At 38.3% G+C, this 14,726-nt stretch carries 11 protein-coding genes; 8 read left to right on the top strand and 3 right to left on the bottom strand.

The window, feature by feature from the left end:
* Positions 1-155 precede the first annotated feature (155 nt).
* From FC27_RS10945 to FC27_RS10930, 4 genes are read left to right on the top strand one after another with little or no spacing between them, the layout of a single operon-like run.
* Positions 156-2,177 carry a DHH family phosphoesterase gene (locus FC27_RS10945; RefSeq protein WP_010625571.1) on the top strand — a complete coding sequence of 674 codons (2,022 nt, stop codon included), beginning with the start codon at positions 156-158 and terminating at the stop codon, positions 2,175-2,177.
* 14 nt (positions 2,178-2,191) lie between these two features.
* Entirely contained in the window at positions 2,192-2,647 is a 456-nt protein-coding gene (gene rplI, locus FC27_RS10940; protein WP_010625572.1) for a 50S ribosomal protein L9, read from the top strand.
* A 7-nt stretch (positions 2,648-2,654) separates the two neighbouring features.
* A complete protein-coding gene (gene dnaB, locus FC27_RS10935) occupies positions 2,655-4,031 on the top strand; it encodes a replicative DNA helicase (RefSeq protein ID WP_010625573.1) in 1,377 nt (458 codons plus the stop codon).
* A 19-nt stretch (positions 4,032-4,050) separates the two neighbouring features.
* The gene (locus FC27_RS10930; protein WP_010625574.1) at positions 4,051-5,340 is read left to right on the top strand and encodes an adenylosuccinate synthase; all 1,290 of its coding nucleotides are present in this window, start codon (positions 4,051-4,053) and stop codon (positions 5,338-5,340) included.
* A gap of 75 nt (positions 5,341-5,415) precedes the next feature.
* Here the strand turns inward: FC27_RS10930 and FC27_RS10925 are convergent, their stop codons facing one another.
* Positions 5,416-6,345: a hypothetical protein gene (locus tag FC27_RS10925; protein WP_056938104.1), complete on the bottom strand. Its 930-nt coding sequence runs from the start codon at positions 6,343-6,345 to the stop codon at positions 5,416-5,418.
* Between the two features lie 74 nt (positions 6,346-6,419).
* On the opposite strand from FC27_RS10925, the gene FC27_RS10920 reads away from it, so the two are divergent.
* Positions 6,420-7,718 carry a hypothetical protein gene (locus FC27_RS10920; protein ID WP_010625577.1) on the top strand — a complete coding sequence of 433 codons (1,299 nt, stop codon included), beginning with the start codon at positions 6,420-6,422 and terminating at the stop codon, positions 7,716-7,718.
* An 8-nt stretch (positions 7,719-7,726) separates the two neighbouring features.
* Positions 7,727-10,354 carry a transglycosylase domain-containing protein gene (locus tag FC27_RS10915; RefSeq protein WP_010625578.1) on the top strand — a complete coding sequence of 876 codons (2,628 nt, stop codon included), beginning with the start codon at positions 7,727-7,729 and terminating at the stop codon, positions 10,352-10,354.
* Positions 10,355-10,431: 77 nt separating this feature from the next.
* Here FC27_RS10915 and FC27_RS10910 read toward each other — a convergent pair whose 3' ends face one another.
* Both FC27_RS10910 and FC27_RS10905 read right to left on the bottom strand, forming a co-directional pair.
* Positions 10,432-10,890, bottom strand: a complete 459-nt coding sequence (locus FC27_RS10910) for a threonine/serine exporter family protein (RefSeq protein ID WP_010625579.1) — start codon at positions 10,888-10,890, stop codon at positions 10,432-10,434.
* Between the two features lie 11 nt (positions 10,891-10,901).
* Positions 10,902-11,651 carry a threonine/serine exporter family protein gene (locus FC27_RS10905; RefSeq protein WP_010625580.1) on the bottom strand — a complete coding sequence of 250 codons (750 nt, stop codon included), beginning with the start codon at positions 11,649-11,651 and terminating at the stop codon, positions 10,902-10,904.
* Between the two features lie 227 nt (positions 11,652-11,878).
* Here FC27_RS10905 and FC27_RS10900 point away from each other — a divergent pair, with 227 nt between their 5' ends.
* Together FC27_RS10900 and FC27_RS10895 are read left to right on the top strand one after the other, a co-directional pair.
* Complete coding sequence (locus FC27_RS10900) at positions 11,879-13,033, top strand: LCP family glycopolymer transferase (RefSeq protein ID WP_010625581.1); 1,155 nt, start codon at positions 11,879-11,881, stop codon at positions 13,031-13,033.
* Positions 13,034-13,099: 66 nt separating this feature from the next.
* Entirely contained in the window at positions 13,100-14,641 is a 1,542-nt protein-coding gene (locus tag FC27_RS10895) for an ABC-F family ATP-binding cassette domain-containing protein (RefSeq protein ID WP_010625582.1), read from the top strand.
* Positions 14,642-14,726 lie beyond the last annotated feature (85 nt).

The following is a 14,726-nucleotide window of genomic DNA, read 5'->3' as shown; positions in this document are numbered from 1 at the left end:
ACCAGAAAGTTTAGACCCATTATTAAAGACCACATCAGTGGTCTTTTTTTGTTGCTCAATTTTCTACCTTAATAAAGATTAATTACCATTAATAAACAGTGAGCAAAGTGGCCAGCTGTGATAAAATTAAAAGGTATATTAAAAGGGGAATTGATATGAAAAATATAAAATCTAACCTTCGATATTTCCTCTCAAGAGTTGATCATTCGACTCAATTAACAGCGGCATCGTTAATAGTGATGCTGCTTTCAATTTTTATAGTAGGAGTTATTCATGGAGCAGTAAGTGGCTATATTCAAGCAATACTAGTCGTCATCTCCTTGATATTATTCGTATACTTATTCCTACTTCTTGGGGAAAAAGCCGGAAAATATACTACTGATTTACAATACCGGATCGATCGGGGAACTGATAACAGTTTTGTAGAATATCCATTAGGTATTTTGCTCTATGACGAAGACCGTCAGGTCCAATGGGTAAATCCATATTTCGTTGAGAAAACAGGTTTAGAACCAATTTATAGTATGAACATTGCTGATATTTCTCCCGAGTTATTGTCATTCGTGACAACGGATGAGGAAGAAGATGCTGAGCATGGCAGCAGTAAAACCATCAAGATCGGACACAAGTATTACCTGGTTCAAGTTCAACGTGAACTACGAGTGATTTATCTGTTCGAGATAACACAGTATTCCGAAATGGAAAACCGTTATGAAAATAACCGTTCAGTTATCGGTCAAGTTTATTTAGATAACTATGCTGAAATCACTCAATCAATGAGTGATCGAGATGTTTCCAACTTGGACAATTATGTCACGAACGAATTAACCAACTGGGCCACTCATGAAAAAATGTATTTGAAGCGAATCGATGATGACCATTTCTTCATCTTGGCTTATTCAGGTAAATTGTTTAATGCTGAAGAGCAAGGCTTCAAAGTTTTGGATACGATTAGAGAATACACTTCGCAGCAAAACGTTCCTCTAACATTGAGTATGGGATTCTCATACGGTGTTGATGATTTGTCAGTTCTAAGTGAAGAAGCACAAAAGAATCTGAACTTAGCACTGGGCCGTGGTGGTGATCAGGTCGTCGTTAGAGGTATTGGCGAGAAGGCTCGTTTCTATGGTGGTAACACTGACCCAATGGAGAAACGGACACGTGTCCGGGCTAGAATGATCAGTGAAGCTTTACAGGAGCTATTAAAAGATAGCGACCAAGTTATCGTAATGGGACACAATCATCCAGATATGGACGTTATTGGTTCGTCACTCGGTATCAGACGTATTGCTGCTATGAACAATACACCTTGTAAGATCGTGGTTGATCGTAAGTCATTACACACTGATGTCGCTCGCTTGCTCGACCTCATCAAGAAAGAGGATCCTGAGGCTGATAAAGATATTATCACTTCTGATGAATCAAACAACGCAGTCACATCGAATACTTTGCTAGTAATGGTCGATCACTCCAAGCAAAGCATTTCAATCAATCCAAAACTTTTTGAACAAGGTAGCGAGAAGATCGTAGTGATTGATCACCATCGTCGTGGTGAGGAATTCCCAGAGAATCCGATGTTGATCTATATCGAACCTTATGCTTCATCAACTAGTGAGTTGATCACTGAGATGTTAGAATATCAACCTAAGAATAAGAAGTCGATCGATAAGATCGAAGCTACTTCAATGTTGGCTGGTATCACTGTCGATACGAAGTCCTTCTCGTTGAGAACTGGTACGCGGACTTTTGATGCTGCTAGTTACTTGAGATCAGTTGGTGCTGATGAGACCTTGATTCAAGAAATCTTGAAGGAAAACGTCAATTCATTTATTGAACGAAACCATTTGATTGAATCTATCACGATGGTAGGGGATAATATGGCTGTTTGCTTCGGCGAAAATGATAAGAATTATGATCCCGTCATTGTTGCTCAAGCAGCTGATACTCTACTATCATTGAATGGTGTGGAAGCATCATTTGTAATCAGCAAACGTCCTGATGGACGTGTCGGTATTTCGGCTCGTAGTCTTGGAAAGGTCAATGTTCAAGTTATCATGGAGAAAATGGGCGGTGGTGGTCACTTGTCTGATGCTGCTACCCAGATACCTGATGCTTCAGTTGACGATGCCAAGGAACAATTGATCGAAGTACTATCAGATATGCAAAATAATAAATAATGGAGGTCATTGCAGTGAAAGTTATCTTTACTGAAGATGTAAGAGGAAAGGGCAAACGTGGCGAAGTTAAAAACGTTGCTACCGGATATGCTCAAAACTTTTTAATCAAAAACAATAAGGCAATCGAAGCCACAAAACAAAACATGGCTACTTTGAAGGCTGAACAAAATCGTGAAGAAAAAGATTACGAACAAGAATTAGCCGAAGCCAAAGTTATCAAGGACAAGATTGAAGACGATAAAACTGTCGTTGAGATCACTGCGAAGGCTGGTACTGATGGCAGATTGTTTGGATCAGTTACTACTAAGAAGATCTCCGAAGAATTAAAGAAACAATTCAATCTTGATGTCGATAAGCACAAAATGAACTTAGGTGAGGGTGCTAAAGCTCTTGGCTATATCAATGTGCCTGTTAAGATCTTTGATACAGTTGAAGCTGTTATCAGAGTTCACATCGTTGAAAAGAAGTAGGTAATTAATGAATAATGATATAACTAGGATACCGCCAAATGACAAGGAAGCTGAACAAGCTGTCCTTGGGGCGGTTTTTCTGAGCAAAGATGCATTAACAGAAGCGATGGAGTTCATCGAACCTGAGGACTTTTATCAACATGCTAATCAGTTGATCTTTCAAGCTATGGTCAATATCAATGAGAATGACGATGGTCCAGTCGATGTGGTTACAATTCAGGATGAACTGAATCGAGCTAATCAATTGGAAGATGTTGGTGGTCTGAGTTACTTAGCTAATTTGGCTAATTCAGTTCCGACGGCAGCCAACACCGCTTACTATGCCAAAATCGTTAAGCAGAAATCTGTTTTGCGCAGTTTGATCAATGCTGCTACTAATATCGTTAATCGTAGTTTTGATGAAAATGAAGATCTGGATTCGATCATCGATCAATCTGAACGTGAGATCATGGACGTCTCTGAAAATCGAAGTCATAAAGGATTTCGAAAAATCAGCGATGTTGTGAAGTCTTCGTTTGCGGAAATCGATAAACTCTATGGTCAAGATACCGACGTCACTGGACTATCAACAGGTTACAAGGATCTTGATTCTATGACGACTGGTCTGCATCCAGACGAACTGATAATTTTGGCCGCTCGGCCTGGTGTTGGTAAGACTGCCTTTGCCCTTAATCTAGTTGAAAATGCTGCGGTCCGTGATAACGCGACTGTGGCGATGTTCTCACTGGAAATGAGTGCGGAGTCGTTGGTCAATCGGATGCTTTGCTCGACAGGTTCAATTGATGCTAACGCATTGCGGACTGGTCAATTGAATGAGAATCAGTGGGACAGTTTGGTCGTAGCTATGGGTAGTTTGTCAAATACGAATGTTTATATTGACGATACTCCTGGTGTGAAGATGGCTGAGATCCGTTCGAAATGTCGTCGCTTGGAAAAAGAGGAAGGTAAACTTGATCTGGTCGTAGTTGACTATCTACAATTGATTGAAGGTACTGGTCAAGAAAACCGGCAACAAGAAGTTTCAGTTATTTCTCGTAATATGAAAAAACTGGCAAAGGAACTTCATGTGCCAATCATTGCTCTTTCACAGTTATCTCGTGGTGTTGAAGCACGGCAAGATAAGCGTCCAATGTTATCAGATATTCGTGAATCTGGTTCTATCGAGCAAGATGCCGATATCGTGTCTTTCCTTTATCGAGACGATTATTATCGTGATGAAGATGAGGATGGCAACAGTGAACCACAAGATCAAGAGGACCAAGATGTTGGTGAGGTAGAAGTCATAATTGCCAAAAACCGTTCAGGTCCGCGAGGTACAGCTAAGCTTTTGTTTGTTAAGTCGTATAATAAGTTTTCTTCAATCGCAAATATTCCAGAAAATTAATAGTATAGGTGGATAAGAAATGACAACTGTAGTAGTAGTAGGTACCCAATGGGGAGACGAAGGTAAAGGTAAGATCACTGATTATTTCAGTGGTGAGGCAAATATTATCGCTCGTTACCAAGGTGGCGATAATGCTGGCCATACCTTAAATATTGATGGCAAAGTATATAAATTACGTTCGGTCCCTTCAGGAATTTTATATTCAGATAAGACAAGTATCATCGGTAATGGAGTGGTCCTAAATATCGAATCACTCTTAGATGAATTGAAACGGTTACATGAACAAGGCGTAGATACTACAAATTTGAAAATTTCAAATCGTGCTCACTTGATTATGCCTTATCATATTGAGTTGGATAAATTACAAGAAGCTTCTAAGGGAGATTCTAAGGTCGGTACGACTAATCGAGGTATAGGACCGACTTATAGTGACAAATCAGCGCGTGTGGGAATCAGAATGGCTGATATCCTTGATAAACCACTGTTTAAAGACCTATTAGAAGAGAACTTGAAGGAAAAGAACGAACTATTTACAAAAATCTACAATGCTGAACCAATGAACTTTGATGACATTTTTGAAAAGTATTATCAATTAGGTCAACAATTAAAAGATCGTGTGATCGATACTTCAGCATACTTGAACAAAGAATTAAAAGCTGGACAAAACATCCTATTTGAAGGTGCCCAAGGAATTATGCTCGATGTTGATCATGGAACATATCCATATGTCACATCTTCAAATCCTGCCGGTGGAGTAACAACTGGAGCTGGTATCGGTGCACCAATGATCGACAAGGTTATCGGTGTGGTTAAAGCTTATACATCTCGTGTAGGCGCTGGTCCTTTCCCAACTGAACAAATCAATGAAACAGGTGACTTCTTAAGAGATGCAGGACATGAATATGGAACAGTTACTCGCCGTCCCAGAAGAATTGGCTGGTTAGATACAGTTGTCCTCAAACATTCATGTAATGTATCGGGAGTGACACACCTATCATTAAATTGTTTAGATGTGTTAACAGGTCTGAAAGAAATCAAAGTTTGTGTAGGATATGATTACAATGGTAAACAGATTGATGAATATCCAGCAAATCTAAATATGTTGGCAAAATGTAAACCAGTATATAAAACATTCAATGGCTGGGACGAAGATATTACCCAAGCTAAAACAATCGACGAATTACCAGATGCAGCCAAAGCATATCTCGAATTCTTAAAAGAAGAATTAGATGTTGAATATGCAACAGTATCTGTTGGCCCAGATCGTGATCAAACAATCATTGTTAATGATGTTTGGAATAATAAATAATATTTCCCGGGAAATATTTCAATAAAAAAGCATGACACAAATTATATTTTAAATTTGTGTCATGCTTTTTGTTTGTTATTGATTAGCTAAACGGTTGGAGTGGATAGCCGTTTGAAATGATTGAAATTTATTAGTATTGCGATTATAAGTCAGAGTGTAATAGTAGGAATGTCCATTATTTATTTGTTTGAGGTAGATCCTACTGTATCTGGGAACGTCTGATAATTCATAACCAATAATTGCAAAATTGGTTAAACGTGAATTAGCATGCTTGGTTAACTGATAAAGTGCTTTGTCGTTTTGTCCTTTAGTCAAACCGAGGTTGGCAGCAATTTGCTGAAAGTCGCCAGGGATCGATTCATTATTGGAAATTAAATTTGAATTAATGATAGCTGTCTTGATTTGTTGCATAAATGATTTTGATTGATTGATGCCATCATTTCCTAAAGCAGTATCAGGAATGATAAATCTTGGTGGATAACTAGCTGATTTTTTACCGAGATGTTTTGATGATTTTATTTTATGTCCATCATAATGAAGCAAGTAACGATAACTAATGACTTTTTTAGTATCATTATATTGATTGCAACTGATCGTAATATATTTACCAGAGATATCACGGCCAAAATTTAGTAAGGTGATTGAAGAAATATATTGATGTGATTTTTGATTTACTTTGTCGGATAATTTTTTTTGTTGGCTTTTTGAAAGAAAACTGAACTTTTTATCTTGTTTAAAATTTTGATTGATATCATCGACTAAGTTAATCACTTGAATTTTCTCATTGTTTTGATCGGAGATGTTAACTTTGATTGATTTTGGCGTCACACCTTGATCAATATGATTTGGATTAACAATTAGAGAAAAAGGAATTGTTATTTGAGAAATCATATTAGTGGTCTTTGTCTTAATATTGAATAGATTGAAGGCAAAAGATAAAATGATAATCAATAAGATTAAAACTGTTATTAACCAGTGAAGTTGTTTTTTAGTTAAATTTTTCAAGATTAACCACCTTTAGCGAAATAATATTCTAATATATATAGTATACGAAACAAAACATTTATATGGGGAAAACGATGAAAGATAAAAAAGATTTACGAAATAACACTAAATCGACAAAATATTTATTGATCGTTGCTAAAGTGGTTGGGGTATTAACTGCTTTGGTGTTTTTTGTGACGCTGACATATGGAACAGTCAATGCAAGTATTTCCCGGGAAATATCCAATCAGTATCAAGATAAACAGTTAGATGTCTTGAAAAAGAATATTAATCAGAGCTCACTTAATTTTATTGGGAAATTAATCAATGTCAGTTCGGGCAATGTAGTTAATCAAGGTAATGTTGATGATTATCAAAAATTGATTCATCAAATCAAGCAAAGGAGTAGTCGTAAAAAGGCTGTTGCTGATTTATATAATGGAAAGAAAAATTATCAGGATGATATCACCAAAAAGCTGCTTGATAAATTAGATCAACAATTACTCAAGGAAACTAATCAAGATGTTTATCAAACCGAAAAAAACAAACTCGATACTATTCGAATTTGGTTTGAACAAACTCATGATGCTCAAAAATATATCCAAACGAGTTGGGACAAATTTAATAATGATAACTCAGCAATTTCCTTAAAACGGATCTCGATGATCAACACCTATTTCCGCTTGATAAAAAATAAGACCATCAAAAACAATCTTAATGATGAAGTTACTCAGATGAATCAACATTTTAATCAGCATTCAGGTGACAATAGTAAATTGAAAAATGCCGAAGCCCAATTAGCTGCATTGAAGAATTCTTCTTTAAAAGAAAAATATAAACCTGCTAACGTGGACATCATCTCTGACCTACAAAAATCGTCAAAAGTAACTAGTGAATTAAATGACGCTGGTGTTTCCGAAAAACATGTTTTGTACTATGACACATCAAAAGAACAACTTGGCTATATGACATTGAGTGATGGTAAATATACTCCTGATGGAGCTTCAGTATCTGTCATTTCTGGTAATATCTCTAGTGGACAATATTCAATCAAATCGATTATCAATTCGGCTGGAGACAATGCTGCTATCGTAACTGATCATGGTTCAAGTGATTATGGGAAGTATCTGGCTAATGCAACAACTTCTAGTTTACAAGATTTGGGTATCACTGATGCTGACAATACGACTGCTGATTACAATAATGCTACTCCAGTCTTTTGGCTCAAAAACAATCCTAGTTTGACTAATTCAATTTATTTTGGAGACTCAAGCACGATTGGATTTATTTATTCCGGTAGTGGTAATTACAATAATAGTATTCAAATTTCTGCCAGTGGATTATCGACAATTGAAAGTGAGATTTCTACGGGAACATTATTATATGTTAAATAGGGGATAAGATGAGAGAAAGTCGTGAACTAAACAAACAAGTTAAAAAGCGGCGATGGCCGAAGATACTTTTAAGTATAGTCATTGTCTTTGTTTTATTAATAGTAGCTTTCTGGATAAAATTTGGTGGCCAAATAAAAGCATCAATTGCTGATGGTTATTCTTATAGTCAGCGACTTGACGCTCAGGATTTTTATCCAAAAAATTCTACAGGCATCTATGGTGCAGATAATAAGGAACTGAAACGTTTCTCACAGTCTGATGCTGACTATACTAAAGAACAAAAAATCAATCCAATGATCAGAAAAGGGTTAGTCGATGTCGAAGATAGACGATTTTATATTCACCATGGAATCGATATGTACGCTATTCTACGTTCGATTGGTTCGGGTATCTTTCAGCAACGTGTTCAGGGCGGGTCTACTTTGACGCAGCAGTTGGTTAAAAATGTTGTTCTAAAGGATCAATCCCAAACTATCTCTCGGAAAATCAAAGAGATGGTTATTGCCCAGGAAATAGAAAAGAAATTCAGTAAGAAACAGATTTTAGAATTTTACATCAATGATGTTTATATGGGACATGCAACTTATGGATTTACGAGTGCTTCTCAATATTATTTCTCAAAGGATCAGTCAAAATTAAATGTTCAACAAGTAGCTACCCTGATAGGTATCCCCAATAATCCAGTTTATTATGACCCAGTAGCTTATCCTAAACGGACCTTGAAACGTCGGAATATGGTCTTAAGTATCATGAATCGCGAAGGACTTATTTCAAAGAAGACATATACACAAGCTCGGAAGAAACCACTAGGCTTGAAAATCAGTACGCATTCGTTTGATAATGATATTTCAAAGAATTACGCCGTTAACTATGCTGTCTTTAATGCTACTGAGGAATTGATGAAGTCATCCGGCTTTTCGATGAAATATACTTTCAACAATACTGATGATCAGAATAAGTATTATCGCAAGTACGACCAAGCTTACGATCGTGCTCAAGGTCAATTGCTGAATGGTGGTTATAGCATCCATACGACAATCGATCCTGAGGTTCAAAAACAGGTCGAGAATTTGGTAAATAAGACCTATGAAGGAAATGATTCTAAAGATAAACAAGGAAAATTACAGCCGCAGGTCTCTAGTACAGTAATCGACAATCGCACTGGCAACGTTATTGCCATCGTTGGTGGTCGTGGAACTAGTGGTGATCAGTTAAATCGGGCCATCCGTGGTTATCGTCAACCTGGTTCGAGTGCTAAACCACTGGTCGCCTACGCACCGGCTTTCGAACGTGGGTATACTCCTCAGAGCCAAGTGACAGATTCAGCAGTTTGGAACGTCACTAATTGGTATTCAGGCTTCACCGGACAGACGACTGTTCGACATGCACTTGAGAATTCTATCAATACCGTTGCTTATAAATTAGCTATCGAAGATAAGCAAAAGAGTTACTATAATGATCTTGCTAAAATGGAGTTTGCTAGATTAGCACCACAAGACCGCAATCCAATTTTAGCTTTAGGTGGTTTCACCAATGGTACGACAACCGTTGAAATGGCATCAGCTTATAGTAGTTTTTCCCGTCAAGGTAATTTCGTTCATCCAAGTAATTTGACCAGCGTCTATGATGAGTCAAATGAACGGACAATTTATCAAAATCGTCATTTGAAGAAAAAAGTTTATACAGCTGACGCTAGTTACATGACGTTGAATTCATTGCAATCTGTCATAACAGACGGATTGGGTAAAGCAGCTTCGCTTGATAATTATCAATATACGGCAGGTAAAACCGGCTCGACTGATAACAATAAAGATGCTTATTTTGTGGGTATGACGAAAGATTTTACTATCGCAAACTGGACTGGGAATGATGATCACCAAGATTCATTGACAAGCACTCAACAGGGATTACCGATGAAAGTCTTCAAAGCTGAGGGCGAGTACTTGGTCGAGCAGATGAAGGAGTCAGATACCGATTTCAAACGTCCAAGTACTATTAAGGTCTCTGGTAAAAATGTGACCGTTGATAATAGTAATAAGAAACAAACGATTCAGGATGTTATTGATTTAGATTTTGAACAGTTCAATTCAGCTCAAGAGAAGAAAAACAAAGATCGTTTATTCAATATGGACTACCGGATCATCTATCATCTTTCTAAAAAAGAGGAGATGAAACGAGAGGCTAAAGTTCAAAAAGCTTTGGATGATTATGGGACTTCTGACCTAACTAAAGAAAAACAGTATTCTAAGAAGTTAGATCAATTACAAAAGATCCGTTATTTGAATATCAATGTTAAACGCCAAAAAGCTAAGAAGGAGTTCTCGACTCAGATCCTTAATTTACAAAAGGAACTCAATTTTCAACAGGCTTCTTTGGCAGCCGAGAAAGACAATAAACAATTGTCGAAATATCAAGCTGAGAAGCGGAAGATCGAAGCTCAACGAACTCAGCAACGTAAGAAGATGGTCGATAAGTTGATGCCAGAATATGAGCAACAGGTTCAGAAAGTCAAAGAGGCCTACAAGAATGATGATTCTGATAAAGAAGATCAGAAGCAGACCTTGATCGACTTGATGAACGAGATCAGAAGTTATGGTGGAGATGTACCTGACCTCAAACTGAACATTAGTAACTAAAAAAGCTTAACCATATGAAATTTTTCACAATATCAGTGCTTGAAACTAATTGTGAATATTTCTGGTTAAGCTTTTTTCTATAACTTCCTACCGGTACGTTTGAGCATTTTCAGTCGTTTGATCGTAGCGGCAACGTATGGTGTCGTGAACAAACCAATTGCTAAGAATGATGCGATAAGGAATGTTTGTAAGCCTTGATTGATTGATCCGGAGTAGTTGTTTTGGACCATGTAGAGGATCGTGCGATAGGCATTTCCTCCGGGGACTAGGTTAACTAGGCAGGGGATCACGATAATGTTTTCGGGCAACCGATAGCGTCTGGCAAAGAAGTAGGCTAAAGCGCTGATGATGACGGCTCCGATATAGTTAGCAATCAAGATGTTCATATGTGAGTAGTTCTTTAATATATAAAAGACGGTCCAACTAAGGGCACCGGTGATACCAATGATGCGAGCTGCTCTTCTAGGAGCATTGGTGATCAGTGAGAAGCCGATGGCTGACAATCCGCCTAGGACGAGATTTTCTATAATATCCATTTTACGGCCTCCTAAAAGATGATCAATGCTGATGCGATGCCGAAACCGATGCTACTGGCAACTAACAGTGAATCCAAAAATTTGACCATGCTACTTACGGCATGACGCATGACTAGTTCACGAATGGCATTGGTGATAGCCACTCCCGGTACTAGGGGCATGGTTGCGCCGATGATGATCGTATGATACTGGGTAGTTATGCCCAAGTCTTTGAGGGTGATGGCAAGTAGTGCAATCACGAATCCGGAAATAAACAGGTCAGCATAGGGCAACATAGATAGTCTTGATAAGTAATAAGAGATCGTATAGCCAACGATACCGACAAAAAAGCAGTAGATGAAATAGTATAGTGGCATCGAGTAAAGCAGCATCGGGGCCATGGAGACTAGGCCAGCACCGATAGCTTTGATATAGAAGGGGAAGTCTGTTGTACGTTTATTCCTATATAGATGGTTGATATGGAGAGTGAATTCTTCACCAGTGATTGTTTTCTCAGCAAGTTGTCGGGACATGGTATTTATATCGTCGATCATCTGCAAATTAGTCCCACCAAGACGGGATTTGATAAATTTATAGTTCTGATGGTTGATTTCTATAAAAATTGCTGTTACCGTTACATAACATCTTACGTCACTACCTAATGAATGTCCGATCCTCTCAATGGTATCCTCGACACGGTAGGTTTCAGCCCCGCCGTTGACGAGTAGATAGGCTGTTTTGAGGCACAGATCTGACAGGGCGTGTGTGCCTAGTTTTTTCATCGTTGTCACCTACTTTATTGAAAATGTTTCGTTTATGTGTTTGACAGTGAGCATGAATCTTTTATAATTATTTGAGATGTTTTAATTTGCTCATCGAGTTTTTGATAATAATAGAATATATTTTTTGGTTACATTTAATATATACCAAATAACCTCACTGTTACTATCTGGAAGCTGTATAATATTACTTTAATGCAAATTCAGACTTAGCTTAATGGAGTTAATTTATGAACAACAATAATAATATGTCGCGCACACGTCGCAGGCTTTCACACAATAGTGCTTTGGCCTCCAACAATTCGGGTGGGGTAACTAAGCCCTTCTTGAAAGTGTTAGGCTTGATCCTTTTGATCGCATTTTTCATTGTGGGATCATATGGGTTCCGTCTATATGCGCAAGCACAAGGCTCACTAGATAAGACGTTTAGGCCGCTAGATGGACAACAAGCATCGACCAAGATATCCGATGGTAAGCCAGTATCGATCCTGTTGTTAGGAGTCGATACGACTGATAATGGAGTACGTGACACTGAATCAAATTACCGTGGTAATTCGGATACAATGATCATCGTAACAGTTAATCCTAAGAAGAATAAGACCACGATGGTCTCAATTCCTCGTGATACGATGACACAGGTATGGAAGAGCAAGACTAACAATACCCACAAGATCCAAAAGATCAATTCAGCTTATAATATCGGGAACGAAAACAGTGCCGTTGTTACAACTGAGAAATTGACTAATGTACCAATCGACTATTATGTCAAAGTTGATTTCAATTCTTTGGAGAAAATCGTTAATAGTGTAGGTGGCGTCGATGTGAAGGTACCTTTCAGTTTCTCTTATGGTGATGCTGGGCAAAAGGAGTCTCACTTTAAAAAGGGTAAGATGCACTTGAATGGTAAACAAGCACTTGATTATGCTCGGATGAGACACCAAGATCCAAATGGTGATTATGGTCGTCAAAACCGTCAAAGACAGATCATCTCAGCTATTATCAAGAGTGCCGCTAGTGCCAAGACGTTTACTCACTTTAAAGACGTCCTAGATAGCATTTCTGACTCGATGACTACCAACTTGAGTTTCAATGATATGCAGACGATGTTTATGAAGTATCGGGATGCATCTGACGACATCAAGTCAGATCATCTCCAAGGATACGGTCAGATGGTCGATGGAGTTTCTTATGAGGTTGCACCAACTAAGGAACTACAACGGGTCTCAGATAAACTGCGTAAGCAATTGTCGTTACCTGATGAGACAGTCAACAATGAAGTGACTAAGTTGAACCGTTTGAACGAAAGACGTGGTTTCTCGTTCAATTACACCGGTAACATGGAACAGACGTATACTATTTTTAAGAATGATCAAACGTCAGAATAGAAAATATTTGAGGCTGAGACGAGTTATTTTTGTCTTAGCCTCTTACTTTGTAGAGGGAATAAAATTATGAGTGTTTTAGAAGTACAACATTTGACGCAACAATTTTTGGATAAGAAATTGTACGATGACGCCAGCTTACAAGTTAATAAAGAAGATCACTTAGGTATCACCGGTCAAAATGGAGTGGGGAAGAGTACCTTCATCAAGATCTTAACTGGTCAATTGGAACCAGACGATGGCAAGATCACTTGGCAGAAGCATTTGACCGTCGGCTATCTTGATCAGCAAGCTAAATTGGTCGAAGGGATGACGATCCGCGAATATTTGAACACAGCCTTTAGCGACTTGTTCGAAGCCAACGACAAATTGACTGATATCTATATGAACGATCCCGATGAAGAAGACTTGGAAAAGGCCGGCAAGCTCCAAGAGCTATTGGACGCCAACGATTTCTACGAGATCGATACAAAGGTCGACCAAGTTGCTACTGGACTTGGTTTGGACGCAATTGGCTATGATCAAGACGTTTCTAAGCTATCTGGTGGACAACGTTCGAAAATCATTTTGGCAAAAATTTTGCTCGAGCATCCTGATATGATCCTGCTGGACGAACCGACTAACTACTTGGATACGAATCACATTGAGTGGCTATCTGATTATCTGAATAACTTCGAGGGTGCCTTTATTGTTATCTCTCACGATTATTCATTCTTGGATAAGATAGTTAACTGTATCGCTGATATTGAATTCGGTAAGATCACTAAGTACACTGGTAGTCTTAAGCAAGTTACAAAGCAGAAGGCTGCGAATAAAGAAACTTACATGAAAGCTTATACTAAGCAACAAGAGAAGATCTCGAAGACAAAGGCTTATATTCGTAAATTTAAAGCTGGCTCTCGTTCGAAGAGTGCGAAGAGTAGGGAAAAACAGATGTCGCATATGGATGTCTTAACGCCACCAGGTAATAAGACAATTGCTAGCTTTAATTTCCCATATAAGGAGATTCCTAGTTCACGAATGGTATTGGAGGTCAATGACCTTAAGATCGGTTATGACGAGCCTCTGTTTGATCAACAGCTTAATTTCTCGCTTATTAGTGGTGAGAAGATGGTCATCAAGGGATTCAATGGTATTGGTAAGACTACTTTGATCAAAACTCTGTTAGGGATGATTGAACCTAAGGCTGGTAACTTTGACTTTTCTGATGTAGTGAAGATCGGTTACTTTAAACAGGACTTGGCATGGAAGAGTAATATGGTGACTCCGTTCAAGGTTGTTAGTGAGGATCACCCTGAGTCTGACAATAAGGAAGTTCGCCAGTTCTTAGCTAGAACTGGATTGACTAACCAACAGATCATGTCCCCATTGAAGTCTCTATCAGGTGGTGAGCAGACGAAGGTCAAGCTAGCTGACTTGATGTTTGAACCAACTAACTTCCTATTCATGGATGAGCCTACTAACCATTTGGATGATGAAAGTAAAGCATCACTTCGTAAGGGGCTTAGAAACTATCCTGGTGCGATGATCTTAGTAACCCACGAAGAAGATTTCTATAGTAGTGACTGGGTCGACAAGGTACTAGATATTGAGCAGATAAAAAAGAATTGATATTTTTGTAAAAAAGGCTTGCATGCGACTTATCTAATTGGTAAGATATTATTTGTTGTCGCGAAGAGTGCAACGGAGTCAAGGC

Origin of the sequence: Companilactobacillus versmoldensis DSM 14857 = KCTC 3814 (assembly GCF_001434295.1) — a bacterium.
GTDB lineage: Bacteria > Bacillota > Bacilli > Lactobacillales > Lactobacillaceae > Companilactobacillus > Companilactobacillus versmoldensis.
The sequence above is the reverse complement of the archived record's forward strand: the minus strand, read 5'-3'. Positions and strand labels throughout refer to the sequence as shown.

Bases quoted from the DNA above. Each gene is read 5' to 3' on its own strand.
- FC27_RS10945 (WP_010625571.1), top strand. From the start codon at position 156: ATGAAAAATATAAAATCTAACCTTCGATATTTCCTCTCAAGAGTTGAT.
- dnaB (WP_010625573.1), top strand. From the start codon at position 2,655: ATGAATAATGATATAACTAGGATACCGCCAAATGACAAGGAAGCTGAA.
- FC27_RS10930 (WP_010625574.1), top strand. From the start codon at position 4,051: ATGACAACTGTAGTAGTAGTAGGTACCCAATGGGGAGACGAAGGTAAA.
- FC27_RS10920 (WP_010625577.1), top strand. From the start codon at position 6,420: ATGAAAGATAAAAAAGATTTACGAAATAACACTAAATCGACAAAATAT.
- FC27_RS10915 (WP_010625578.1), top strand. From the start codon at position 7,727: ATGAGAGAAAGTCGTGAACTAAACAAACAAGTTAAAAAGCGGCGATGG.
- FC27_RS10910 (WP_010625579.1), bottom strand. From the start codon at position 10,890: ATGGATATTATAGAAAATCTCGTCCTAGGCGGATTGTCAGCCATCGGC.
- FC27_RS10905 (WP_010625580.1), bottom strand. From the start codon at position 11,651: ATGAAAAAACTAGGCACACACGCCCTGTCAGATCTGTGCCTCAAAACA.
- FC27_RS10900 (WP_010625581.1), top strand. From the start codon at position 11,879: ATGAACAACAATAATAATATGTCGCGCACACGTCGCAGGCTTTCACAC.
- FC27_RS10895 (WP_010625582.1), top strand. From the start codon at position 13,100: ATGAGTGTTTTAGAAGTACAACATTTGACGCAACAATTTTTGGATAAG.